The sequence below is a fragment of the Leclercia sp. LSNIH1 genome (assembly GCF_002902985.1).
Taxonomy (GTDB): Bacteria; Pseudomonadota; Gammaproteobacteria; order Enterobacterales; family Enterobacteriaceae; genus Enterobacter.
This window is the reverse complement of sequence record NZ_CP026167.1, coordinates 4,556,313-4,578,331: the sequence shown is the minus strand read 5'-3', so window position 1 is coordinate 4,578,331 and position 22,019 is coordinate 4,556,313. Positions and strand designations below refer to the sequence as shown.

General features: G+C 55.0%; 25 protein-coding genes and 1 other annotated feature. Of the genes, 13 read left to right on the top strand and 12 right to left on the bottom strand.

Translation table 11 applies throughout. The features are described 5' to 3' along the window. Positions 1–78: 78 nt before the first annotated feature. The 3 genes from bamE to nadK all read right to left on the bottom strand — a co-directional run bounded on the left by bamE (position 79) and on the right by nadK (position 3,197). The gene (gene bamE, locus C2U54_RS22570) at positions 79–420 is read right to left on the bottom strand and encodes an outer membrane protein assembly factor BamE (RefSeq protein ID WP_103180792.1); all 342 of its coding nucleotides are present in this window, start codon (positions 418–420) and stop codon (positions 79–81) included. A 151-nt stretch (positions 421–571) separates the two neighbouring features. Then, a complete protein-coding gene (gene recN, locus C2U54_RS22565) occupies positions 572–2,233 on the bottom strand; it encodes a DNA repair protein RecN (protein ID WP_103180791.1) in 1,662 nt (553 codons plus the stop codon). 85 nt (positions 2,234–2,318) lie between these two features. Next, on the bottom strand, positions 2,319–3,197 hold the full coding sequence (gene nadK, locus C2U54_RS22560; protein WP_103180790.1) for an NAD(+) kinase: 879 nt from the start codon (positions 3,195–3,197) through the stop codon (positions 2,319–2,321). Positions 3,198–3,318: 121 nt separating this feature from the next. On the opposite strand from nadK, the gene grpE reads away from it, so the two are divergent. Further along, entirely contained in the window at positions 3,319–3,912 is a 594-nt protein-coding gene (grpE, locus tag C2U54_RS22555) for a nucleotide exchange factor GrpE (RefSeq protein ID WP_139156362.1), read from the top strand. Positions 3,913–3,965: 53 nt separating this feature from the next. Here the strand turns inward: grpE and C2U54_RS22550 are convergent, their stop codons facing one another. Further along, positions 3,966–5,252 (bottom strand): HlyC/CorC family transporter, encoded by a 1,287-nt coding sequence (locus C2U54_RS22550; protein WP_103180788.1) that lies wholly within the window; start codon positions 5,250–5,252, stop codon positions 3,966–3,968. 18 nt (positions 5,253–5,270) lie between these two features. Continuing rightward, a complete protein-coding gene (locus C2U54_RS22545) occupies positions 5,271–6,062 on the bottom strand; it encodes a cytochrome C assembly family protein (protein ID WP_103180787.1) in 792 nt (263 codons plus the stop codon). 166 nt (positions 6,063–6,228) lie between these two features. On the opposite strand from C2U54_RS22545, the gene ffh reads away from it, so the two are divergent. The 7 genes from ffh (at position 6,229) to C2U54_RS22510 (ending at position 11,780) form a co-directional block, all read left to right on the top strand. Further along, positions 6,229–7,590 (top strand): signal recognition particle protein, encoded by a 1,362-nt coding sequence (gene ffh / locus C2U54_RS22540; RefSeq protein ID WP_103180786.1) that lies wholly within the window; start codon positions 6,229–6,231, stop codon positions 7,588–7,590. A gap of 252 nt (positions 7,591–7,842) precedes the next feature. Further along, on the top strand, positions 7,843–8,091 hold the full coding sequence (rpsP, locus tag C2U54_RS22535) for a 30S ribosomal protein S16 (RefSeq protein WP_003863133.1): 249 nt from the start codon (positions 7,843–7,845) through the stop codon (positions 8,089–8,091). 15 nt (positions 8,092–8,106) lie between these two features. Then, positions 8,107–8,646, top strand: coding sequence for a ribosome maturation factor RimM (rimM, locus tag C2U54_RS22530; protein WP_301564410.1), 540 nt, complete (start codon positions 8,107–8,109; stop codon positions 8,644–8,646). A 30-nt stretch (positions 8,647–8,676) separates the two neighbouring features. Beyond that, complete coding sequence (trmD, locus tag C2U54_RS22525; RefSeq protein WP_103180784.1) at positions 8,677–9,444, top strand: tRNA (guanosine(37)-N1)-methyltransferase TrmD; 768 nt, start codon at positions 8,677–8,679, stop codon at positions 9,442–9,444. Between the two features lie 41 nt (positions 9,445–9,485). Continuing rightward, positions 9,486–9,833, top strand: coding sequence for a 50S ribosomal protein L19 (rplS, locus tag C2U54_RS22520; RefSeq protein WP_002914145.1), 348 nt, complete (start codon positions 9,486–9,488; stop codon positions 9,831–9,833). 199 nt (positions 9,834–10,032) lie between these two features. Further along, positions 10,033–10,359, top strand: coding sequence for a DUF2946 domain-containing protein (locus tag C2U54_RS22515; RefSeq protein ID WP_103181125.1), 327 nt, complete (start codon positions 10,033–10,035; stop codon positions 10,357–10,359). Between the two features lie 53 nt (positions 10,360–10,412). Further along, entirely contained in the window at positions 10,413–11,780 is a 1,368-nt protein-coding gene (locus tag C2U54_RS22510) for a PepSY-associated TM helix domain-containing protein (RefSeq protein ID WP_103180783.1), read from the top strand. Here the strand turns inward: C2U54_RS22510 and dgcN are convergent. From dgcN to C2U54_RS22495, 3 genes are all read right to left on the bottom strand, one after another. Beyond that, positions 11,764–12,984, bottom strand: coding sequence for a diguanylate cyclase DgcN (dgcN, locus tag C2U54_RS22505; RefSeq protein ID WP_103180782.1), 1,221 nt, complete (start codon positions 12,982–12,984; stop codon positions 11,764–11,766). The two genes, C2U54_RS22510 and dgcN, sit on opposite strands and share 17 nt — an antisense overlap. Then, a complete protein-coding gene (locus tag C2U54_RS22500) occupies positions 12,977–13,462 on the bottom strand; it encodes a YfiR family protein (RefSeq protein ID WP_103180781.1) in 486 nt (161 codons plus the stop codon). The genes dgcN and C2U54_RS22500 overlap by 8 nt, the downstream gene beginning before the upstream one ends. Positions 13,463–13,661: 199 nt before the next feature. Further along, positions 13,662–14,036 carry a DUF2799 domain-containing protein gene (locus C2U54_RS22495; RefSeq protein ID WP_103180780.1) on the bottom strand — a complete coding sequence of 125 codons (375 nt, stop codon included), beginning with the start codon at positions 14,034–14,036 and terminating at the stop codon, positions 13,662–13,664. 214 nt (positions 14,037–14,250) lie between these two features. Here C2U54_RS22495 and aroF point away from each other — a divergent pair, with 214 nt between their 5' ends. From aroF to C2U54_RS22480, 3 genes are read left to right on the top strand one after another with little or no spacing between them, the layout of a single operon-like run. Further along, the gene (aroF, locus tag C2U54_RS22490) at positions 14,251–15,321 is read left to right on the top strand and encodes a 3-deoxy-7-phosphoheptulonate synthase AroF (protein WP_103180779.1); all 1,071 of its coding nucleotides are present in this window, start codon (positions 14,251–14,253) and stop codon (positions 15,319–15,321) included. 10 nt (positions 15,322–15,331) lie between these two features. Beyond that, positions 15,332–16,453 carry a bifunctional chorismate mutase/prephenate dehydrogenase gene (gene tyrA, locus C2U54_RS22485; protein ID WP_103180778.1) on the top strand — a complete coding sequence of 374 codons (1,122 nt, stop codon included), beginning with the start codon at positions 15,332–15,334 and terminating at the stop codon, positions 16,451–16,453. A gap of 60 nt (positions 16,454–16,513) precedes the next feature. Next, positions 16,514–17,386, top strand: coding sequence for an SMP-30/gluconolactonase/LRE family protein (locus C2U54_RS22480; RefSeq protein ID WP_103180777.1), 873 nt, complete (start codon positions 16,514–16,516; stop codon positions 17,384–17,386). Here C2U54_RS22480 and pheA read toward each other — a convergent pair. From pheA to bamD, 4 genes are all read right to left on the bottom strand, one after another. After that, positions 17,383–18,543: a bifunctional chorismate mutase/prephenate dehydratase gene (gene pheA / locus C2U54_RS22475; protein WP_103180776.1), complete on the bottom strand. Its 1,161-nt coding sequence runs from the start codon at positions 18,541–18,543 to the stop codon at positions 17,383–17,385. The genes C2U54_RS22480 and pheA overlap by 4 nt on opposite strands. A gap of 29 nt (positions 18,544–18,572) precedes the next feature. Continuing rightward, positions 18,573–18,698, bottom strand: a sequence feature (Phe leader region). Continuing rightward, positions 18,650–18,697 carry a hypothetical protein gene (locus C2U54_RS27635; protein WP_193312005.1) on the bottom strand — a complete coding sequence of 16 codons (48 nt, stop codon included), beginning with the start codon at positions 18,695–18,697 and terminating at the stop codon, positions 18,650–18,652. Its footprint overlaps the feature before it by 48 nt. Positions 18,699–18,801: 103 nt before the next feature. Further along, entirely contained in the window at positions 18,802–19,143 is a 342-nt protein-coding gene (gene raiA, locus C2U54_RS22470) for a ribosome-associated translation inhibitor RaiA (protein ID WP_032613238.1), read from the bottom strand. 272 nt (positions 19,144–19,415) lie between these two features. After that, positions 19,416–20,153 carry an outer membrane protein assembly factor BamD gene (gene bamD, locus C2U54_RS22465; RefSeq protein WP_103180775.1) on the bottom strand — a complete coding sequence of 246 codons (738 nt, stop codon included), beginning with the start codon at positions 20,151–20,153 and terminating at the stop codon, positions 19,416–19,418. 130 nt (positions 20,154–20,283) lie between these two features. Here bamD and rluD point away from each other — a divergent pair, with 130 nt between their 5' ends. Both rluD and yfiH read left to right on the top strand, forming a co-directional pair. Continuing rightward, complete coding sequence (gene rluD / locus C2U54_RS22455; protein WP_103180774.1) at positions 20,284–21,264, top strand: 23S rRNA pseudouridine(1911/1915/1917) synthase RluD; 981 nt, start codon at positions 20,284–20,286, stop codon at positions 21,262–21,264. Continuing rightward, on the top strand, positions 21,261–21,992 hold the full coding sequence (gene yfiH, locus C2U54_RS22450) for a purine nucleoside phosphorylase YfiH (protein ID WP_103180773.1): 732 nt from the start codon (positions 21,261–21,263) through the stop codon (positions 21,990–21,992). Before rluD ends, yfiH begins: the two co-directional genes overlap by 4 nt. Positions 21,993–22,019 lie beyond the last annotated feature (27 nt).

Here is a 22,019-nt window from a genome sequence, read left to right as displayed (position 1 = left end):
GCTGCGCTTTCCGGGTTTACAGGCAGCGAGAGAAAACAAAAAAGGTGCTCAATGAGCACCTTTTGCATTTCTGAAACCTTATTTGTCGGTGAGCGCTGGTTTGTTGTCGATATTGGTCAGAACGCCGCTGCTGTTGAAGGTCAGCGTCAGGGTCTGCTGCGACACGTTTTCATGGCCCGGTTGCTGGCGGAAGACGTAGAACCAGGTGTTGGTGCCGAATGGATCGGACATCATCGGTGTGCCCAGGGCATAAGCGACCTGCTGTTGCGTCATGCCGACGCGAATTTTAGACACATCGTTAGGTGCGAGATAGTTCCCCTGGTTGATGTCAGGGCGGTAAACCACTTTTTCCAGCGTGGAGCAGCCTGCGGTCATCATCAGAAGAACCGCTGCGGCAGCGGTCAGCGTTTTACAGCGCATAGTGATTTGATTCCTTTTCGGGCCCGGGCAATACGCGACGGCTCATATGTAATATGCCGATGATAATAGACCTTTCACCACATTAAAACCTCTGGCGGCCGGTCTGTCGGCGTTTTTATTGTTCTGTATGACCCTGAGATACCGAAAAAGTTTAGGCAGCCAGCAGTTCTTTCGCATTCGCCAGCGTATTGCGGGTGACTTCGCTGCCGCCCAGCAGACGCGCCAGCTCCTGCAGACGGGCGCGTTTGTCCAGCGGCTGCATATGCGTTTCGGTCATCTCGCCATCGGTCTCTTTGCTGACAAAGAAGTGATGGTGGCCACAGCCAGCAACCTGCGGCAGGTGGGTCACACACATTACCTGGGTGGACTCGCCAAGCTGACGCAGCAGCTTACCAACCACTGCCGCGGTCGGGCCGCTGATACCAACGTCCACTTCATCGAAGATCAGCGCCGGGGTTTCCATTTTCTTCGCGGTGATCACCTGAATCGCCAGGGCAATACGCGACAGCTCACCGCCCGATGCGACCCGGGAGATAGGCTGCAGCGGTTGCCCCGGGTTGGTGGTGACCCGGAATTCAATGCGGTCTGCGCCTTCAGCCGTCAGGTGGTTGGCTTCGAACTTGACATCAATGGTGAAGACGCCGTGGGGCATCGACAGCAGATGCATGCTCTCGGTGATGTGCTGGCTGAGCTCCTGAGCGTAGCGCTGACGCACGTTGTGCAGCTGCGTCGCCGTTTCCAGAGCCTGCTTATGATGGACGCTGACGGCCAGAGAGAGGGTCTCCAGCGAGTCGGCCTGATCGTCGAGCTGATTCTGCTCATCAAGCAGGGACTGGTGAAAATTGGGCAACTCTTCAGGTGAAACGTGGTGCTTGCGCGCGAGGGAGATCTGACGCGAAATACGCTGTTCCAGTTCAAACAGGCGGTTAGGGTCCAGATCCAGTCGCTCACAGTAATGGCGCAGCTCGTCACTCGCTTCGGAGATCTGAATCGCCGCCTCTTCCAGCATATCGAGCATGCCGGAGACTTTACTGTCCATACCGGCCAGTTCGGTCACGAGCTGGCGTACGGCATACAGCTGGCTTTGCAGATTCACATCTTCGCCATCGGCCAGCAAATTCAGCGCCTGCTGGCTGGTGGAGAGCAGCTGGCCGCTGTTGGCCAGGCGCTTGTACTCTTCGTCAATCTGCTCAAACTCGCCCGCCTGGGGGCTGAATTCGTTTAACTCTTTCAGCTGATAGGCCAGCAGTTCGGCGCGGGCCGCACGCTCCTGGCTCTGCTGTTGATGCAGCGCCAGTTCGCGGCAGCTTTGATGCCACTGACGATAGTGAGCAGCCATCAGCTGCATCAGCGCAGACTCACCGGCGTAGCCGTCAAGCAGCGACTTCTGCTGTTCAGGTTTGATAAGCTGCTGATGGGCATGCTGGCCGTGGATCTGAATTAACAGCTGGCCCAGCTCGCGCAGCTGGGAGAGCGGCACCGCGGTACCGTTGATAAAGCCACGTGAGCGGCCATCACTGTTGAGAACACGGCGAAGTAAGCACTCACGTCCGTCTTCAAGCTGGTTTTCTTCAAGCCAGCGCAGCGCGGCGGGAGTGTCCTTGAGGGAAAAACGGGCGCACAGATCGGCGCGGCTGGCACCGGCGCGCACCATGCTGCCATCAGCACGACCGCCAAGGCAGAGCCCCAGCGCGTCAATCCCAATAGATTTACCGGCCCCGGTCTCGCCGGTGATAGCCGTCATACCGCTGTTGAAATCAATTTCGAGCTCACGCACGATGGCGAAGTTGCTGATGGTCAGTTGTGCCAGCATAAACGTTTTCCTGTATGAAAAACCATGACTGTGTTTGTGTACAGTATAATCTGGTTTTTTATACAGTAAAGTGCTGGATGCTATTTCAGAACAATTTTTTCGACCAGCCGAGCTTGGAGCTTAATGTGTTGAAATAGCTGTAGTCTTTAGGGTGAATAAGATTCAGGTGATAATCGCAGCGGCGGATCAGCACATCTTCACCTTCCTGAATAGGCAGCGCGATTTGGCTGTCGCAGCTGATCTCCAGGTCGTTGCGGCGGTGGGAAAAGCGCAGACGAATGGTGCTGCTGCTGTTAATCACCAGCGGGCGGGCTGAAAGGGTATGCGGGAACATCGGCACCAGGGTGATGGCATCCAGCGAAGGCGTCAGGATCGGGCCGCCCGCCGAGAGCGAGTAGGCTGTCGAGCCGGTCGGCGTCGATATGATCAGCCCATCGGAGCGCTGCGAGAAGGCAAAGATTTCGTCGATATAGACTTCAAACTCAATCATATGCGCCACTTTGCCCGGGTGCAGCACCACTTCGTTGATAGCGGTACTGATCCGCTTCTGGCAATCCTGCTGGCAGACCTGCGCCTCCAGTAAAAAGCGTTTTTCTGTGATGTAGTGGCCTTCCAGCACGTCGGCGAGCTGCTGCTGGGCATTATCCGGGTCGAGGTCGGTCAAAAAGCCCAGGTTGCCACGGTTGATGCCAATGACTTTAATATCGTAACGGGCGAGGGTACGGGCGGCGCCCAGCATATTGCCGTCGCCACCGACCACCACGGCCAGGTCGGCCTGCTGTCCAATTTCCGCCAGCGTGCCGGTTTTAACGTTTTTTAACTGCAGTTCCTGAGCAATTTGCTGTTCCACAATCACGTCATAATTTTTGGCGCACAGCCAGCGATAGAGCATTTCATGTGTCGTCAACGCAGTAGGGTGACGTGGATGACCGACAATTCCAATACACTTGAAATGGTTGCTCATTTTCTGAAGGTCCTTGTGCGAATGAATGATGACAATGTGGCTTGTTCCCTTGAATCCCGGAAACTGATCCCCATAATAAGCGAAGTTAGCGAGTTGAATGCAGAAAAACGCGGAGAAATTCATGAGTAGTAAAGAACAGAAAACGCCTGAGGGGCAAGCCCCGGAAGAAATTATCACGGAGCAGCACGAAGAGGTTGAGGCTGTAGAGGCTGAGGCTGGTGCTGAGCAGGTGGATCCGCGCGATGAAAAAATTGCGAATCTGGAAGCGCAGTTAGCTGAAGCCCAGAACCGCGAGCGCGATGGCATCCTGCGTATCAAAGCAGAAATGGAAAACCTGCGTCGTCGTACCGAGCTGGACGTTGAAAAAGCGCATAAATTTGCGCTGGAAAAATTTGTCAACGAACTGCTGCCGGTTATCGACAGTCTGGATCGCGCGCTGGAAGTAGCGGATAAAGCGAACCCGGATATGGCACCGATGGTTGAAGGGATTGAGCTGACGCTGAAATCCATGCTCGACGTAGTGAGGAAGTTCGGTGTGGAAGTGGTTGCCGATACCAACGTGCCGATGGATCCGAACGTGCATCAGGCCATTGCGATGGTGGAATCTGAGGACGTGGCTGCCGGCAACGTGCTGATGGTGATGCAGAAAGGCTATACCCTGAACGGTCGTACCATTCGCGCGGCGATGGTCTCCGTGGCGAAAGCAAAGGCGTAATGCGCCTCCCGTAGTGCCGGGTGGTGGCGTCGCCTCACCCGGCCTACAACATCTTACTCCGCGACGCTCTCCCGCAACGGTTTAACCGGCACGACCTTGACCTGCTTAATCATATTGTCCTGCACGTCCAGGATATCAATATCGTACTGACCAATCCGCACCCGCGTGCCTGCAGCCGGGATCTCCTCCAACGCTTCCAGAATCATGCCGTTGATGGTTCGGGCTTCCTCTTCCGGCATCTGCCAGTTAAAGGCTTTATTGAGTTCACGGACGTTCGCGCTACCGTCAATCAGCACCGAGCCATCGTTTTGCGGCGTAACCTCTTCGGCAAGAGTAGGGGACATGGAGGTGGTGAAGTCGCCAACAATCTCCTCCAGAATATCTTCCACCGTCATCAGGCCCTGAATATCGCCATACTCATCGACTACCAGACCCACTTTCTTTTTATTGCGCTGGAATTTAATCAGCTGGGTGCTGAGAGGAGTACCTTCCGGGATGTAGTAAATTTCATCCGCCGCACGCAGCATCACCTCTTTGGTAAACTCTTTTTTCTCGGTCATCAGACGATACGCTTCACGCACGCGCAGCATGCTGATGGTGTCGTCCAGCGAATCACGGTACAGCACGATGCGGCCATGCGGGGAGTGGGTCAGCTGGCGGACAATCGCTTTCCAGTCGTCGTTAATGTCGATACCGACGATCTCATTGCGCGGCACCATAATGTCGTCCACGCTCACCTTCTCCAGATCCAGCACCGACAGCAGCATATCCTGATTGCGGCGGGAGATTTGCGAGCGTGATTCATGCACGATGGTGCGCAGTTCATCCTTGCTCAGCGCGCTGCTGACCACCCCATCTGCTTTGATACCTATCAGGCGCATCAGGATCCGGGTCACACCATTTAACAGCCAGACCAGCGGCATCATCAGAACGAGCATAGGCGACAGCAGGAAGCTGCTGGGATAGGCGACCTTCTCAGGATAGAGGGCTGCGATGGTCTTCGGTAACACTTCGGCAAAGACCAGCACCACAAAGGTCAGCACCCCGGTGGCGATAGCGACCCCGGCGTTGCCGTAGAGACGCATGCCGACAATGGTGCCCAGCGCGGAGGCGAGAATGTTGACCAGGTTATTGCCGATAAGCACCAGGCTTATCAGGCGATCTGGCTTACGCAGCAGTTTTTCAACACGGCGAGCGGCGCGGTTACCCTGTTTGGCGCGATGACGTAACCGGTAGCGGTTGAGCGTCATCATGCCGGTCTCCGAGCCGGAGAAATAGGCGGAGATAACCACCATGACGATCAGGGTAACGATCAGCGTGGTAGTGGAGATGTGTTCCAGGGGGAACTCCTTTGTTACTTAGCCGGCAAATTGCTGGATGACGCGGCTACCAAAATAGGCAAGGGTCAGGAGGCCTGCACCCGCCACGTTAAACCAGACCACGCGGCGACCGCGCCAGCCTTCATGATAATGGCCCCATAACAGGACAATATAGACAAACCACGCGATGATGGAGAGCACGGCCTTGTCGATATTCTCCATGCTGAAGAGATTATGCATATAAAACAGGCCAGTGCTCAGGGTGAGCGTCAGCAATACTACGCCAACCTGAGTGATGTGGAACATCTTACGCTCAATGGTCATCAGCGGCGGCATCTCATTGCTGAAGACCAGCTTTTTATTTTTGAGCTGGTAGTCAATCCAGGCCAGCTGAAGCGCGTACAGCGCGGCAATAATCAGCGTGGCATAGGAGAACAGCGACAGGCCAATATGCACCATCATGCCCGGGGTGGTTTCAAGGTGGGTAATAAATTCGTTCGGCATGAAGGTAGCAAAGGCCAGATTGATCAGCGCGAAGGCGTAGACAATGGGCAGCAGCAGCCAGCCGCGGTTTTTCGAGGCCACGATAGTCATCACCGTACAGATCATCAGGCTGACCAGTGAGCCGACGTTAAGCAGGCTCAGGTTCTGCCCGCTACCGTCGCCCGGTAAAATGCGCGCTTCGAGCGCAAAAGCGTGGCTTATCAACGCGATGACCGCCGACAAAATAGCCATTCGCCGCCAGCCACTGTTTTTTTGTAACAGGCCAGGAATGATCAGCGCAAGGCTGACAGAGTACGCGACGAGGGCGATCAGAGCGAAAACAGGCATATAGGTGTCGACAGTTGTCCTGATAAGAAAGAGATGCAGTATAACGTTACGTGAGGCGTGCTCCAACCGTTGCATAACAACAAAGACGGCTTCATGTTATACTCCGGCAAAATTCTGTGTACGTGTCGCGCCAGCGACCTAACGTTTCTACCCCAGGCGAGAGACAATGTTTGATAATTTAACCGATCGTTTGTCGCGCACGCTGCGCAACATCAGCGGCCGTGGACGCCTTACCGAAGACAATATTAAAGAGACGCTGCGCGAAGTGCGTATGGCGCTGCTCGAAGCAGACGTCGCGCTGCCTGTCGTCCGTGATTTCATCAACCGCGTAAAAGAGAAAGCGGTTGGCCATGAAGTGAATAAGAGCCTGACCCCGGGTCAGGAGTTCGTCAAAATCGTGCGTAACGAACTGGTTGCGGCGATGGGCGAAGAGAACCAGAGCCTGAACCTGGCGGCGCAACCACCCGCAGTGGTGCTGATGGCGGGTCTGCAGGGTGCGGGTAAAACCACCAGCGTCGGTAAGCTGGGTAAATTCCTGCGCGAGAAGCACAAGAAGAAAGTGCTGGTCGTCTCTGCCGACGTTTATCGCCCGGCGGCGATCAAACAGCTGGAAACCCTGGCTGAACAGGTTGGCGTGGAGTTCTTCCCGTCCGATGTCGGACAGAAACCGATCGATATCGTTAACGCGGCGCTGAAAGAGGCGAAGCTGAAGTTCTTTGACGTGCTGCTGGTGGATACCGCCGGTCGTCTGCACGTTGACGAAGCGATGATGGACGAGATTAAACAGGTGCATGCCGCGATCAACCCGGTAGAAACCCTGTTTGTCGTTGACGCCATGACCGGTCAGGATGCGGCCAATACCGCAAAAGCCTTCAACGAAGCGCTGCCGTTAACCGGCGTGGTGCTGACCAAAGTGGACGGCGACGCCCGCGGCGGTGCGGCGCTCTCTATTCGTCATATCACCGGTAAGCCAATCAAGTTCCTCGGCGTCGGCGAAAAGACCGAAGCGCTGGAGCCGTTCCACCCGGACCGTATTGCCTCCCGTATCCTCGGCATGGGCGACGTGCTGTCGCTGATCGAAGATATCGAGAGCAAGGTTGACCGTGCCCAGGCCGAGAAGCTGGCCTCCAAGCTGAAAAAAGGCGACGGCTTCGATCTGACCGACTTCCTGGAGCAGCTGCGCCAGATGAAAAACATGGGCGGTATGGCGAGCCTGATGGGCAAGCTGCCGGGCATGGGGCAAATTCCGGATAACGTAAAAGCGCAGATGGACGACAAGGTCCTGGTGCGTATGGAGGCGATTATCAACTCCATGACGCTGAAAGAGCGCGCGAAGCCGGAAATCATCAAAGGCTCCCGTAAACGCCGTATCGCGGCGGGTTGTGGGATGCAGGTCCAGGACGTGAACCGTCTTCTGAAGCAGTTCGACGACATGCAGCGCATGATGAAGAAGATGAAGAAGGGCGGCATGGCCAAGATGATGCGCGGCATGAAAGGCATGATGCCCCCAGGATTCCCGGGTAGATAATATCGGGCTACCTTATTTGCCATTTTGACGCCGGGGTGTGCTCGCTATCCTCACGTACGCAAAGTACGCTCCGGTAGCTGCGCGCACGCCGACGCCAAACTGGCTGCACCGGTTACGCCCTGGCCTTGTGCAGTAAAAAACAGATGCTGATTGCATTTTCCCCAGAAATCAGTAAAATTTTCGGGCTTTTAATATGACACCGGGCTCCTTCCCTCGATGGGGCCCGGTGTTTTATTCACACAAGAGGATGTTATGGTAACTATTCGTTTAGCACGTCACGGCGCGAAAAAGCGTCCGTTCTACCAGGTTGTTGTCACCGACAGCCGTAATGCACGCAACGGTCGCTTCATCGAGCGTGTTGGTTTCTTCAACCCACTGGCCGCTGGCGCAGAAGAAGAAACCCGTCTGGATCTGGATCGTATCGCTCACTGGGTTGGCCAGGGCGCTACTGTTTCCGATCGCGTTGCTACGCTGATCAAAGCAGCAAACAAAGCAGCTTAATCTGTCACGGTGGTCATGATGAGCAAAAAAGCACCTGTTGAACCGATTGTATTGGGCAAAATGGGTTCTTGCTACGGTATCCGTGGTTGGCTCAGAGTGTTTTCCTCCACCGAAGACGCCGAAAGCATTTTTGACTATCAGCCCTGGTTTATCCAGAAGGCCGGTAAGTGGGAAGAGGTCGAGCTGGAAAGCTGGCGTCACCACAATCAGGACATCATCATCAAGTTGAAAGGCGTTGACGATCGTGATGCCGCGAATGCGCTGACTAATTGTGAAATTGTCGTCGATTCGTCGCAGTTGCCACAGCTGGAAGAGGGTGACTACTACTGGAAAGACCTTATGGGTTGCCAGGTAGTCACGACTGAAGGTTACGGTCTGGGGAAAGTCATCGATATGATGGAAACCGGATCCAATGACGTTCTCGTCATTAAGGCAAACCTGAAAGATGCGTTTGGTATCAAGGAGCGGCTGGTTCCGTTCCTCGATGGGCAGGTTATCAAGAAAGTCGATCTCGCTACTCGTACTATCGAAGTAGATTGGGATCCTGGTTTTTAAATTCTCCTGAAAACGGTAAAAGACGGCGCTATGTGGATTGGCATTATTAGCCTGTTTCCTGAAATGTTCCGCGCGATTACTGATTACGGGGTAACTGGCCGGGCAGTAAAAAATGGCCTGCTGAGCATCGAAAGCTGGAGTCCACGTGACTTCACGCATGACCGGCACCGTACCGTGGACGATCGTCCTTACGGCGGCGGACCGGGGATGCTCATGATGGTTCAACCCTTGCGGGATGCCATCGCAGCAGCAAAAGCCGCGGCAGGTGAAGGCGCAAAGGTGATTTATCTGTCACCTCAGGGACGCAAGCTTGATCAAGCGGGCGTCAGCGAACTGGCAACGAATCAGAAACTGATTCTGGTGTGTGGTCGCTACGAAGGGATAGATGAGCGCGTAATTCAAACCGAGATTGACGAAGAATGGTCTATCGGCGATTACGTTCTCAGCGGTGGTGAGTTACCGGCAATGACGCTGATTGACTCGGTTTCCCGGTTTATTCCGGGGGTTCTGGGCCATGAAGCTTCAGCAACAGAAGACTCTTTTGCTGATGGATTGCTGGACTGTCCACACTATACCCGTCCTGAAGTGTTAGAAGGGATGGAGGTACCGCCAGTATTACTGTCGGGAAACCATGCCGAGATTCGTCGCTGGCGCCTGAAGCAGTCGCTGGGCCGTACCTGGCTTAGAAGACCTGAACTTCTGGAAAACCTGGCTCTGACTGAAGAGCAAGCAAAGTTGCTGGCCGAGTTCAAAACTGAACACGCGCACCAGCAGCAGAAACATGATGGGATGGCCTGAGGCCCCCAAATATCAGTTTACCCAGGATAAGAGATTAAATTATGAGCAACATTATTAAGCAACTTGAACAAGAGCAGATGAAGCAGGACGTACCTTCCTTCCGTCCGGGTGATACCGTGGAAGTGAAAGTATGGGTTGTTGAAGGTTCCAAAAAACGTCTGCAGGCATTTGAGGGCGTGGTTATCGCTATCCGTAACCGCGGTCTGCACTCTGCATTCACTGTTCGTAAAATTTCCAACGGCGAAGGCGTTGAGCGTGTCTTCCAGACTCACTCTCCGGTAGTTGACAGCATTGCTGTTAAACGTCGTGGTGCTGTACGTAAAGCTAAACTGTACTACCTGCGTGAGCGTACTGGTAAGTCTGCTCGTATTAAAGAGCGTCTGAACTAAGATTCGCTTGTGCGACATCCTGTAAAAAGGGCTGGCCGAATGGCCGGCCCTTTTTTTATCTCTCTGTGCCCTGCGCATTAACTTCTTCGTCATAAATCGTTTACAATGCCCCTGCTCTAACGGAGGGTAAGTGACGACTCAACAGCATCAGACAAAATGGCAACGTATCGCGGCAGGTCTCGCGTTATTTGCGATCCTGATGATCGTCTTTGCGCCGCTGGTCTCTGTCTCGTTGCAAAAAGATCCCATGAGCGCGATGCCCGGCATGCACCATGACATGAGCATGATGGCAGAGCACCATGCCCCGCCCGAAAGCATGCCGGTTGACCATGCCGAAGCCTGCGGTTACTGCGTACTGTTGGCCCACGTGCCGGGTGTGATTCTGGCGCTGGTGATGCTGCTGTGCGCGGTATTACTCAGGCAGCGCCTGACGCCGCCGCGCCCCTCTGTTCGCCACTGGCACTTCTTCCCCTGGCTCTGCCCCGATACCCGCGCACCGCCGCACCTGTCTGCTTATTCCATTTAAATAAAACGTACACCCTGGTGTACCGATAATCTATTGCCTGAAAAAGGGAAAGCATGACTACCTGCACTTCGCGCGCAGCCTGGGGCAACCTGCTGCGTCGTCTTCACTTCTATATTGGTCTGTTTGTCGGGCCGTTTATCTTCATCGCTGCGCTCTCAGGTACGCTCTATGTCGCTACGCCGCAGCTGGAAAATGCGCTTTATCATCATGCCCTGTTCAGCGAGACCGAGGGAGAAGCGCGTCCCCTTGCTGAACAGATCGCGGTCGCAGAAAAGGTCACCGGCGGAGGGCTACCTCTGCATGCGGTACGTCCGGGCCTGGTTGCAGGTGAGACCACCCGGGTGATGTATGCCGACCCGGCGCTGAACGCCTCTGAGAACCGGGCCATCTTTATCGACCCGGTCAGCCTGGCGGTGCGCGGCGATATGACCGTCTATGGCACCAGCGGTATCCTGCCGTTACGCCAGAAGATTGATTATCTGCATCGGTCATTACTGCTGGGCGATATCGGGCGTATCTACAGCGAGCTGGCCGCGTCATGGATGTGGATCGCTGCGCTGGGAGGGATCGCGCTGTGGTTCTATACCCGGCCAAAACGGCGCATCAATAACCGCTTCCAGAACCACCGTCGGCTACACGTCTCCCTCGGCTGGTGTCTGCTGCTGGGCATGCTGTTGTTCTCGGCTACCGGCCTGACCTGGTCCCAGTGGGCGGGGGGCAACGTGGATAAACTGCGTGCGCAGCTGAACTGGCTCACGCCGCAGGTGAACACGCAGCTGCACGGTCCGGCGGAGGTCGCCGATCCGCATGCCGATCATCATGGTCACCACATGTCGATGCCCATGCCGCAGATGAAGCCCGACCTGGCATTGTATGACGGCGTAATGAACGCGGCTTATGCAGCAGGTATTGACGCCACGAAGCTGGAGATCCGCCCGGCGAAAAGCGCTACCACGGCGTGGACGGTAACGGAGATCGATCGCGGCTGGCCGACGCAGGTGGACGCGGTGGCTGTTGACCCGGCGACCCTGACGGTGATCGATCGGACCCGCTTTGCGGATTTCCCGCTGATGGCCAAACTGACCCGCTGGGGTGTGGATTTCCATATGGGGGTGCTGTTTGGCCTGCCAAACCAGCTGGTGCTGATCGCTTTTGGCCTCGCGCTGTGTGTGATGATCGTCTGGGGATACCGGATGTGGTGGATGCGAAGACCCCGCCAGACGGCAACCAATCCGGCGCAGACGCTGTGTCAGAGCTGGCTGGCGTTGCCGCTGTGGGGGCGCGTGCTCTCTTTCGCTATCGCCTTTTTACTGGGGCTGGCGATGCCAGTAATGGGATGCAGCCTGGCGCTGTTCGTCATCGTTGACTGGCTGCGCTGGCGCGGGGCATCAGCGGCGTTGTCTTCTACGCGGAATTTCTAGGACGCTGATGCTTCACCAGATACATATTCCGGTCGGCTTGATCGAGCAACGCTTCAACGGAATGGTGTTCCCAGCCCAGCGCGAAGCCAATGCTGAGCGACATTCTGGTGCTGAGTCCGTTTTGCAGCTCATATGAGGGGCTGAACTGCTGCGTCAGCGCAGCGCAAAGGCGCAGAACCTCGTACTCCGAGTGGACGCCATACAGAATGATGGCAAATTCATCCCCGCCCAGACGATAGGGCTGATGACGCCCGCCGCTGAATTCGACCATGCGGCGGGCCACTTCAATCAGCACATCGTCGCCCGCGGCGTGCCCCCAGGTATCGTTAATCAGCTTGAAGTCATCGCAATCCAGGAAGAGCAGGGCGGCGTTAGCCCGCGAGGAGGCGTCACTCATCAGGGCCGAGATGCGGGTACGAAAAGCGGCCCGATTCGCCAGCCCGGTGAGCGGGTCGTGCATGGCAGTGCGCAGCAGCTGGGCATTTTTCGCCTGTAGTTTGCGCTGCCACTCCTCCATTTCATCCAGCAGGCTGTTGAAGTCCTGACCGAAACGATGAAATTCATCAATACGTTCCTCTGGCACCCGGCGGGAGAAATTCCGGTTCGTACGGACATCATGCACCACCTCGGTAATGTTTTGCAGGGCGGTGACCACGCCATTGTGCAGGGTGCGGGTTATCGCTAACGCCACCAGGGAGGCAAACAGGATGCAACCGGTTAACACGGCCAGAGACGTCCAGAGAAAGTGACTAATAAGGCTGTCACGTGCGGTAAGGCGTAACTCACCAATCGGCAGGTTGTTGTGCCAGACGCGCTGTCTGATGGGCTGGGGGAATAACCATTGGCTGACCAGTTGACTCAGGGGATCCGCCTGCACGTCTGGCTCCATTGACCACGCCGCAAAAGGGTTATCGTGGCGGTCCAGCAATATTGCTGACGAAAATTGCCCCTGTTTGCCGAGTGTGGCCAGCGCTTCGTGAGCGGCGGCGGTGTCATTAAAGACCAGCGTCGCCTCCAGGCTGCGACTTACCGTGGCGCTGGTTAATTCAAGGTTTCGTTGCGCGTACTGTTTCAGTGTGAATACCGAAGCAATAGACAATAATAACCAGACCAGCGTCATGGTAATGAGAACACTAATTATACTGATGCGCCTGAGGGTTCTTTTGAACGTTGGACGCGGCGCTGATGTAAATTCCTTATTCATGCTTTGTATTCCATGCAAGCATTAACACATCAGGACTAACCCGGACTCCGCTGCGCGACAGCACATTCATATTGACGGAAAATCTGACCTGTCTATCGTCTATTATCAGGCAAAAAGCGCTGCCTGTAAGACACTGCGAATTTTGCTCCGCAATGAGGAGTAACGGTCTGGCATTAAATGCTGTGCTTAATTCAAGTTGGGCGTGGGGAGGCTCACTGCCAAAATAGAGCGCATGGCATCCTGCACTCAGTGCCTCTTGATCGCTATGGATAATGACGGGGATATAGGGCAGCGTGTCCGGGCCATCGATACTGAGCGCCTCAACGTAGCGGGAAGAGGCAAAAATGCACAGGGTTGGCTGGCCAGAGAGGGTGGGCCAGCGGGTATAACTGACGATCCCGGAGACAATTGAACGTACCGATTTATCCGTTCTGGATAATGTTCCGCCAATAGCGTGTCCGCAGGATATTAACAGCATCACTACCAGCGCTACCCGACAACCGGAAATGAGAAAATAGTTACCCACCAGAATCCGCCATACCACTCTGGGAATATTAGCCCTTTAGTTTTGCCGCAATAATACCATTTTTTACCCGGATCGTCATTACGTCGCGCTGATATTAAGGAGCTTAAGTAAAATCCTGGCTCCTTAATTTAAAAAGGAGCTATCGAGGTTATTAATTCAAACGGCTGGCTTTTGTACCTTCATCCATACCCTGCTGCCAGGCGGTGCGGAGCTGAGTGGCGTTTTCAGCGGTATCACAGCTGGCGGGGAATATTCGACCGGCTAATCCCCAGGCGTAAACAAAATTTTCCTGGCATATTTTCTTTTGTCCCTCTTTATATCCTTTGAGATAGGCCGGGCGGTCCACCTTAGGGTCATTAAAATTAGCGGCAAGCGTTTCACGGGATTTTACGGCCACGCCGTCCATCGCGTCTTCTTTCCCCGCACCATACCAGTCGGTGCCGGTCCAGTGAGGCTGATGAGTGTAAGGATCAATCTGACAAGCGGTTAATAGCAGACCCAAAAGCGGGATAACGGTCAGGCGCATAAGGCATTCTCCTTTTTCCATTGAGCATAGCCTGGCGATAAGAATCTATTCTGTAATTTTTACGTTACACCTTAATCAGATGTTTTTTGCTTGAAAAGAGGTGTTGTAAACTATTATTTACGCATTTTGGATTGAAATCTTTACTTGATGTGATATCGTTGGGCTTCCTCAGTGAGGAAACCACTATCGCAAACGAGCTTCCAGGACCGCAATCATGCAAAAAGACGCGCTGAATAACGTACATATTACTGATGAACATGTTTTGATTACTCCGGATCAACTGAAAGCGGAATTCCCGCTGAGCGTTGAGCAGGAGGCGCAAATCGCGCACTCCCGCAAGACCATTTCCGACATCATCGCCGGGCGCGATCCGCGTCTGCTGGTGGTATGTGGTCCGTGCTCTATTCATGATCCTGAAGCTGCCATCGAATATGCCCATCGTTTTAAAGCTCTGGCCGAGGAGGTCAGCGATAGCCTCTACCTGGTCATGCGCGTCTATTTTGAAAAACCTCGTACCACTGTCGGCTGGAAAGGGTTGATTAACGATCCGCACATGGATGGCTCGTTTGATGTGGAAGCCGGTCTGAAGATTGCGCGTAATCTTCTGGTGGAGCTGGTGAACATGGGGCTGCCGCTGGCGACAGAAGCGCTGGATCCGAACAGCCCACAATACCTGGGCGATCTCTTTAGCTGGTCGGCAATCGGGGCGCGTACGACCGAGTCTCAGACGCACCGTGAAATGGCTTCTGGCCTCTCCATGCCGGTCGGTTTCAAAAATGGAACAGACGGCAGCCTGGCCACAGCCATCAACGCTATGCGTGCCGCTGCCATGCCGCACCGTTTTGTCGGCATCAACCAGGCGGGCCAGGTTTGCCTGCTGCAGACCCAGGGCAACCCGGACGGACACGTTATCCTGCGCGGCGGCAAAGCGCCTAACTACAGCCCGGCAGATGTGGCGCAGTGTGAAAAAGAGATGGAACAGGCAGGACTGCGCCCGGCGCTGATGGTAGATTGCAGTCATGGTAATTCCAATAAAGATTACCGTCGTCAGCCTGCGGTGGCGGAATCCGTCGTCGCGCAGATCAAAGATGGCAACCGTTCGATTATTGGCCTGATGATTGAAAGCCACATCCATGAAGGCAATCAGTCATCTGAGCAGCCGCGCAGCACCATGAAATACGGGGTATCTGTTACGGATGCCTGCATCAGCTGGGAAACCACCGATGCGCTGCTGCGTGAGATCCACAAAGATTTGAACGGCCAGCTGGCGACGCGTCTGGCTTAAGAGGTTTGTTATGGTTGCTGAATTGACCGCCCTGCGCGATCAAATTGATGAGGTAGATAAGGCGCTACTGGATTTGCTGGCGCGCCGCATGGCGCTGGTCGCCGAGGTAGGTGAAGTCAAAAGTAAATATGGCTTGCCGATTTACGTGCCGGAGCGCGAAGCCTCCATGCTGGCCTCCCGGCGCAAAGAGGCGCAGGCGCTGGGCGTCTCGCCGGACCTGATAGAAGATGTACTGCGCCGGGTGATGCGCGAGTCGTATTCCAGCGAAAACGACAAGGGATTTAAAACCCTTTGTCCGACGCTGCGCCCGGTGGTCATTGTCGGTGGCGGCGGGCAGATGGGGCGTCTCTTCGAGAAGATGCTCACGCTCTCAGGCTACCAGGTCCGCATCCTTGAAAAAGAGGACTGGACCCGGGCGCAGGCGATGGTGGCCGATGCGGGTATGGTCATTGTCAGCGTACCGATCCACATCACCGAAGAGATTATTGCCCGACTGCCACCGCTGCCGGATGACTGTATTCTGGTCGATCTCGCCTCGGTAAAAAATGGTCCATTGCAGGCGATGCTTGCCGCACACCGTGGTCCGGTGCTGGGGCTGCACCCGATGTTCGGCCCGGACAGCGGCAGTCTGGCGAAGCAGGTAGTCGTCTATTGTGATGGCCGCCAGCCAGAAGCGTACCAGTGGTTCCTGGAGCAGATTCAGGTATGGGGCGCACGACTGCACCGGATCAGTGCCGTCGAGCATGACCAGAACATGGCCTTTATCCAGGCGCTGCGTCACTTCGCAACCTTCGCGTATGGCCTGCACCTGGCGGAAGAGAACGTTCAGCTTGAGCAGCTGCTGTCGCTGTCGTCTCCTATCTATCGTCTTGAACTGGCGATGGTCGGACGACTGTTTGCCCAGGATCCGCAGCTCTATGCGGATATCATTATGTCCTCGGGCAATAACCTGGCGCTGATCAAACGTTACTACCAGCGTTTTGGTGAGGCGATTACGCTGCTGGAGCAGGGCGATAAGCAGGCCTTTATCGACAGCTTCCGCAAGGTCGAGCACTGGTTTGGCGATTACGCCCAGCGTTTCCAGAGCGAGAGCCGCATTTTGCTCCGACAGGCGAATGACAGTCGCCAGTAATCTGATGATGTATATACTGAAAGCCAGCACTGCTGGCTTTTTTTATTTTGGGGAACTGTCATGGCTGAACCACGCGTTTTGTTTGACTATACGGGGCACTTACCAGAGTGCCCCACCTGGAGCGAAGCAGAAAGCGCGCTCTACTGGGCGGATATTCTGGAAGGCGAGATCCACCGCTACCATCTGCCGACGGGTGAACACAGCGTTTTATCCTTCCATGAAGAGGTGGGGTGCTTCGCGCTGCGTCAGGATGGGGGCTTTATTGTCGCCATGCGCACGGGCATCTGGCTGGCGGATAAGCATGGGCTGCTACAACGAAAAGTTTGTGATAATCCGTCGAACCCGCAGCTGGCACGCTTTAATGACGGGGGAACCGATCATTTCGGCCGCTTTTACGCGGGCACATTCTGGGCTCCGGGGGACTATAACGGCGCCTTGCTGATGCGTATCGATAACGACCTGACGCCGGAGGTGATCCAGTGTGATATCCACGGCCATAACGGGCTGGCCTTTAGCGATGACCGGCGCTGGATGTACACCTCAGACACGCCCAATGCGGTGATCTACCGTACGCCGCTGGATGAGCAGGGCGAACCGGGTAAACGGGAAGTCTTTCGCCGGTTCCAGCCGGGGGAGGGGATCCCGGACGGCGCGGCGGTGGATGTGGAGGGCTGTTACTGGAGCGCGCTGTTTGACGGCTGGCGGATCGCCCGTTTTTCACCGCAGGGCGAACAGCTGGAAGAGTACCGGTTGCCGGTGCGCTGTCCGACAATGGTCTGTTTTGGGGGCGATGATATGCAGACGCTGTTTATTACCACCACCCGTGAGAACATGGACGCACAGGAGGTGGCGGCATATCCTCTTTCCGGCGCCATTTTCACCCTGCCCGTCAGCGTGGCAGGAGTGAAAAAAGGCCCATTTATCGCGCGTTAAGCCGGATCGACCGGGACGACGTTTTCGCTCGGATAGCATCCCAGCACCTTCATGGAGCGGGTGATCTCACCCAGTTCACGCAGGGCTTTCTGCAGGGACGCAGACTCCAGGTTGGCCTGGATATCGAGATAGAACATCTCTTCCCACGGGTTGCCATGAATAGGGCGCGATTCCAGTTTGGTCATAATCAGATTGTGATTGCGCAGTACCAGCAGAGCCTCAACCAGCGCGCCGGCCTGCTGGCCCGTCGCCATCAGCAGGGTGGTTTTGGCCGGCACCTGATCGGAGACGTTGATTGCTTTACGCGCCAGCACGATGAAACGGGTGATGTTTTGCGTCTGGTTGGCCAGGTTGCGCTCCAGCACCTGTAAGCCATACAGCGCCCCGCCCGCTTCGCTGCCGAGCGCGGCAACGGTGGGGGAGTTGGCCTGTGCGACCTTCTCCATCGCGGCTGACGTGCTTTCGGTATATTCAATTTTCCAGCCCGGATAGCGGTTCAGGAACTGGCTGCACTGCTGGAAAGGTTGTGGGTGGCTGTAGACCGTCTCGATCTTGTCGAGGTCAGTCGTTCCGGAAACCAGTACGCAGTGGTCAATCGGGATCGTCATCTCGCCGACCAGCGACAGCGTAGTGTGCTGGAGCAGATCGTAAACGTCGTTGATGGCACCGGAACTGGTGTTCTCAATCGGCACGACAGCGTAATCTGCCTGGCCGGTTTCTACCTGATTGAAAATATCGGCGAACTTCGCGCAGCCGCTCTCAATAAACTCTTCGAAGTGACGGGCAGCATACTGACGTGCAGCGAGGTGGGAATAGGACCCTTTTGGTCCCAGGAAGGCAATACGCGCCGAGTGCGGATTAGTTTTGTTCAGATGCTGCTGCAGCAACGCCTGCTGGGTGAGAACGGAATCTTCGATAATCAGCTGGAACAGACGGGTAATGTAGTGCGCATCCAGATGGTGCGTTTTACCAAGGTTAATCAGGCGTTCCAGCAGGTCGCGCTCCCGATCGATATCGCGTACCGGACGATGTGAAGCCAGCTTTGCTTTTCCGACCTCAACGGCCAGCGCACGGCGTTCGGCCAGTAGTGAAAGCAATTTTTCATCCAGAGCGCTGATCTTATCTCGCAGATCCAGTAACGGGTTTTCCGGTGTCATAGCGTTGCCTTTGTCATTTATCGTTATCAATAAAAAAGGCCCCCCGGTGTGGGAGGCCTTATTGTTCGTCTTCGCATTCTTTATCACACGACGAAACGCCTCCCAATCAGGGGAAGGTAAAAAAGAATGCGAAGAAAAACGGTTTAATGGTCATGGAAAATTCCTTCAGAAGACAGACTTAAAGTACCCGTACTGTTTTCACCCTGTCAATAAAAAACGCGCCCGAAGGCGCGTTGGCGATAGACTCAATGTAAGGGATTACTCATCTTCAACTTCTTCTGCGAAGCTGGCGTCTTTCACCGATGTTGTGGCGCGACGGGCTTCACCTTTGTGTTGCACTTTATTGAGCTGCCGTTCCAGCTTGTTAATCAAATCGTTGATGGCGGTGTACATATCCTCATGTTTCGCGCTGGCGACCAGATGGCCGTTTGGAGTATTGATAGTTGCGTCAGCGATGAAACCCTGTGGCTCCTTAGAGAGAATGATATGTGGGTTAATCAAGTGTGTTTGCCATTTATCCAGTTTGGCGAGACGGTCTGCGACGTGCTGGCGGATTGCCGGAGTAATTTCCATTTGTTTACTGGTAATGTTCATTGTCATAAATTTTACCTCTGGTCTTTCCCGTCTTGGTGAGTCCAGCATACCGTTCCTAATGTCAAAATGTGTGATGTAAATCACATTTTTATGTCACTTTTTGTCAACGGATTCTTTTTGTGAGGCAGGACAGGAACACGTAACATTTACCTTGTCGAAGCGACAAATTGCGGCCATAGTTGATAGGATTCGTGCAGGCTAAACCGGTTCAGCTTGATGCGGAAATGGATAAAAAAAACGGCAGCCCTGAGGCTGCCGTTTTGCATTCTACTGGACGATCAGGAGCTGCTGCTGTTCGCGGCGATGATCTTCGCCACTTTGTCAGCCTGGGAGGTCATCTGCAGCTGGCGATAGGCGTTTTCCATCAGCTTCAGGCCATCACGCGTTGCCTGAGTATCCGGATAATCACGCAGCATGCCTTCGACGCGGTTCACGACGGCAACGTATGCACCACGACGGGTATAGTATTCCGCCACAGAGTATTCGTATTTCGCCAGACGGTCTTTCAGGAACACCAGACGTTTGCTGGCATCCGTTACGTACTGGCTGTTCGGGTAGCCGCGAACCAGTTTAGAGAAGTCATTAAACGCATCGCGGGCGTGCTGCGGGTCGCGGTCGGAGCGATCCACACCAAAGAAGCCCTGCAGCGCGCTGTCATCCAGCGCCATATTGGTCAGGCCGCGCATATACATCACGTAGTCAATATTCGGATGGGTCGGATTCAGACGCATGAAGCGATCAATCGTCGCCTGGGCCAGTGGCAGATCGGCATTTTTATAGTAGGCGTAGATCAGATCCAACTGTACCTGCTGGGAGTACGGGCCAAATGGATAGCGATTATCCAGCGCTTCCAGTTGCGTTATCGCCTGTTTCCAGTTACCGTCCTGCAGCTTTTGCTGAGCAGTCGCATAGATTTCATTCGGCGGATTGTCAGGGACCTGTTCATTCGAACCGGAGCAGCCTACCAAAGCCAGGCTCAACGTGGCCGCTGCCACCAGATATTTCATGCGCGTCATGACGTTTTGACTTTCCTCAAATGTTTGTCCGGGAGAATCTCTTTCCTGCTCCCGATTAAGACCAGCTACAATAGCACACTATATTAAACGGCAAAGCCGTAAAACCCAACGTTAAACGAAGAAGCAGTCTATGGCACAACGAGTAGAACTCACCGCAACAGTCTCCGAAAAACAGCTCGGACAACGCTTAGATCAGGCTTTGGCCGAAATGTTCCCTGATTATTCGCGTTCACGCATAAAAGAATGGATTCTTGACCAGCGCGTGCTGGTAAATGGCAAGATCTGGGACAAGCCAAAAGAGAAAGTGTTGGGTGGGGAAGTGGTCGCCATCAATGCTGATATCGAAGAAGAAGTCCGTTTTGAGCCTCAGGATATCCCGCTGAATATCGTCTATGAAGATGACGACATCCTGGTTATTAACAAGCCGCGCGATCTGGTTGTACACCCTGGCGCAGGTAACCCTGACGGCACTGTACTGAACGCCCTGCTGCACTACTATCCTCCTATTGTGGACGTACCGCGTGCGGGGATCGTTCACCGTCTGGATAAAGACACCACCGGCCTGATGGTCGTTGCCAAGACCATTCCGGCGCAGACGCGTCTGGTGGAGTCCCTGCAGCTGCGTGAAATCACCCGTGAATACGAAGCGGTTGCTATTGGGCATATGACCTCCGGTGGCACGGTAGAGCAGCCTATCAGTCGCCATCCGACCAAGCGTACCCACATGTCCGTTCACCCGATGGGTAAACCGGCCGTCACGCACTACCGCATTATGGAGCATTTCCGCATTCATACGCGTCTGCGTCTGCGTCTGGAAACGGGCCGTACGCACCAGATCCGTGTGCATATGTCCCATATCACCCATCCGCTGGTGGGCGATCAGCTGTACGGTGGTCGTCCGCGTCCACCGAAAGGGGCGTCTGACGAATTTATCGCGATGCTGCGTAAATTCGACCGCCAGGCCCTGCACGCAACCATGCTACGTCTCTACCATCCGATCACCGGCATTGAGATGGAATGGCATGCGCCAATTCCACAGGATATGGTGGATCTTATCGACGCGATGCGTGCCGATTTTGAAGAACATAAGGATGACGTGGACTGGTTATGACCAAACTGATTGTCCCGGAGTGGCCTGCGCCAGAAGGTGTGGCGGCCTGCAGTTCAACCCGTATCGGCGGCGTGAGTGAGGGGGCCTGGGAATCATTGAACCTGGGCGCTCACTGTGGCGATAACCTCGATCACGTTGAAGAGAATCGTAAGCGGTTGTTTGCGGCAGGCAAGTTGCCGTCAAAACCGGTCTGGCTTGAACAGGTACATGGTACCGCTGTGCTTCGTCTCACCGGTGAACCGTATGCCTCGAAACGTGCCGATGCGTCTTACAGCAATACTCCGGGCACGGTTTGTGCCGTCATGACTGCTGACTGTCTGCCGGTGCTTTTCTGCAACCGTGCGGGCACGGAAGTGGCCGCCGCCCATGCCGGTTGGCGCGGATTGTGCGCCGGCGTACTGGAAGAGACCGTCTCCTGTTTTGCCGACGGCGCGGATAACATCATCGCCTGGCTTGGCCCGGCCATTGGCCCACAGGCTTTTGAAGTGGGGCCGGAGGTGCGTGACGCTTTTATGGCGCACGATCCGCAGGCGCAGAGCGCTTTTCTTCCGGCCGGGGATAAGTATATGGCGGACATTTACCAGCTTGCCCGCCAGCGCCTGACCCGCGTCGGTATCAGCCAGATCTACGGCGGCGATCGCTGCACCTTCACCGAAAACGATGATTTCTTTTCCTATCGCCGCGACAAGACTACCGGGCGTATGGCAAGTTTCATTTGGCTGATATAACCTATAGAATCAAGACGATCCGGTACG

Excerpts from the sequence above, each read along its gene's own strand:
- trmD (WP_103180784.1), top strand. The coding sequence starts at position 8,677 with ATGTGGATTGGCATTATTAGCCTGTTTCCTGAAATGTTCCGCGCGATT.
- rluD (WP_103180774.1), top strand. The coding sequence starts at position 20,284 with ATGGCACAACGAGTAGAACTCACCGCAACAGTCTCCGAAAAACAGCTC.
- aroF (WP_103180779.1), top strand. The coding sequence starts at position 14,251 with ATGCAAAAAGACGCGCTGAATAACGTACATATTACTGATGAACATGTT.
- rpsP (WP_003863133.1), top strand. The coding sequence starts at position 7,843 with ATGGTAACTATTCGTTTAGCACGTCACGGCGCGAAAAAGCGTCCGTTC.
- pheA (WP_103180776.1), bottom strand. The coding sequence starts at position 18,543 with ATGACACCGGAAAACCCGTTACTGGATCTGCGAGATAAGATCAGCGCT.
- ffh (WP_103180786.1), top strand. The coding sequence starts at position 6,229 with ATGTTTGATAATTTAACCGATCGTTTGTCGCGCACGCTGCGCAACATC.
- C2U54_RS22500 (WP_103180781.1), bottom strand. The coding sequence starts at position 13,462 with ATGCTGTTAATATCCTGCGGACACGCTATTGGCGGAACATTATCCAGA.
- rplS (WP_002914145.1), top strand. The coding sequence starts at position 9,486 with ATGAGCAACATTATTAAGCAACTTGAACAAGAGCAGATGAAGCAGGAC.
- rimM (WP_301564410.1), top strand. The coding sequence starts at position 8,107 with ATGATGAGCAAAAAAGCACCTGTTGAACCGATTGTATTGGGCAAAATG.
- dgcN (WP_103180782.1), bottom strand. The coding sequence starts at position 12,984 with ATGAATAAGGAATTTACATCAGCGCCGCGTCCAACGTTCAAAAGAACC.
- bamE (WP_103180792.1), bottom strand. The coding sequence starts at position 420 with ATGCGCTGTAAAACGCTGACCGCTGCCGCAGCGGTTCTTCTGATGATG.
- recN (WP_103180791.1), bottom strand. The coding sequence starts at position 2,233 with ATGCTGGCACAACTGACCATCAGCAACTTCGCCATCGTGCGTGAGCTC.
- yfiH (WP_103180773.1), top strand. The coding sequence starts at position 21,261 with ATGACCAAACTGATTGTCCCGGAGTGGCCTGCGCCAGAAGGTGTGGCG.
- C2U54_RS22495 (WP_103180780.1), bottom strand. The coding sequence starts at position 14,036 with ATGCGCCTGACCGTTATCCCGCTTTTGGGTCTGCTATTAACCGCTTGT.
- grpE (WP_139156362.1), top strand. The coding sequence starts at position 3,319 with ATGAGTAGTAAAGAACAGAAAACGCCTGAGGGGCAAGCCCCGGAAGAA.
- bamD (WP_103180775.1), bottom strand. The coding sequence starts at position 20,153 with ATGACGCGCATGAAATATCTGGTGGCAGCGGCCACGTTGAGCCTGGCT.
- C2U54_RS22510 (WP_103180783.1), top strand. The coding sequence starts at position 10,413 with ATGACTACCTGCACTTCGCGCGCAGCCTGGGGCAACCTGCTGCGTCGT.
- nadK (WP_103180790.1), bottom strand. The coding sequence starts at position 3,197 with ATGAGCAACCATTTCAAGTGTATTGGAATTGTCGGTCATCCACGTCAC.
- raiA (WP_032613238.1), bottom strand. The coding sequence starts at position 19,143 with ATGACAATGAACATTACCAGTAAACAAATGGAAATTACTCCGGCAATC.
- C2U54_RS22545 (WP_103180787.1), bottom strand. The coding sequence starts at position 6,062 with ATGCCTGTTTTCGCTCTGATCGCCCTCGTCGCGTACTCTGTCAGCCTT.
- C2U54_RS22480 (WP_103180777.1), top strand. The coding sequence starts at position 16,514 with ATGGCTGAACCACGCGTTTTGTTTGACTATACGGGGCACTTACCAGAG.
- tyrA (WP_103180778.1), top strand. The coding sequence starts at position 15,332 with ATGGTTGCTGAATTGACCGCCCTGCGCGATCAAATTGATGAGGTAGAT.
- C2U54_RS22515 (WP_103181125.1), top strand. The coding sequence starts at position 10,033 with ATGATCGTCTTTGCGCCGCTGGTCTCTGTCTCGTTGCAAAAAGATCCC.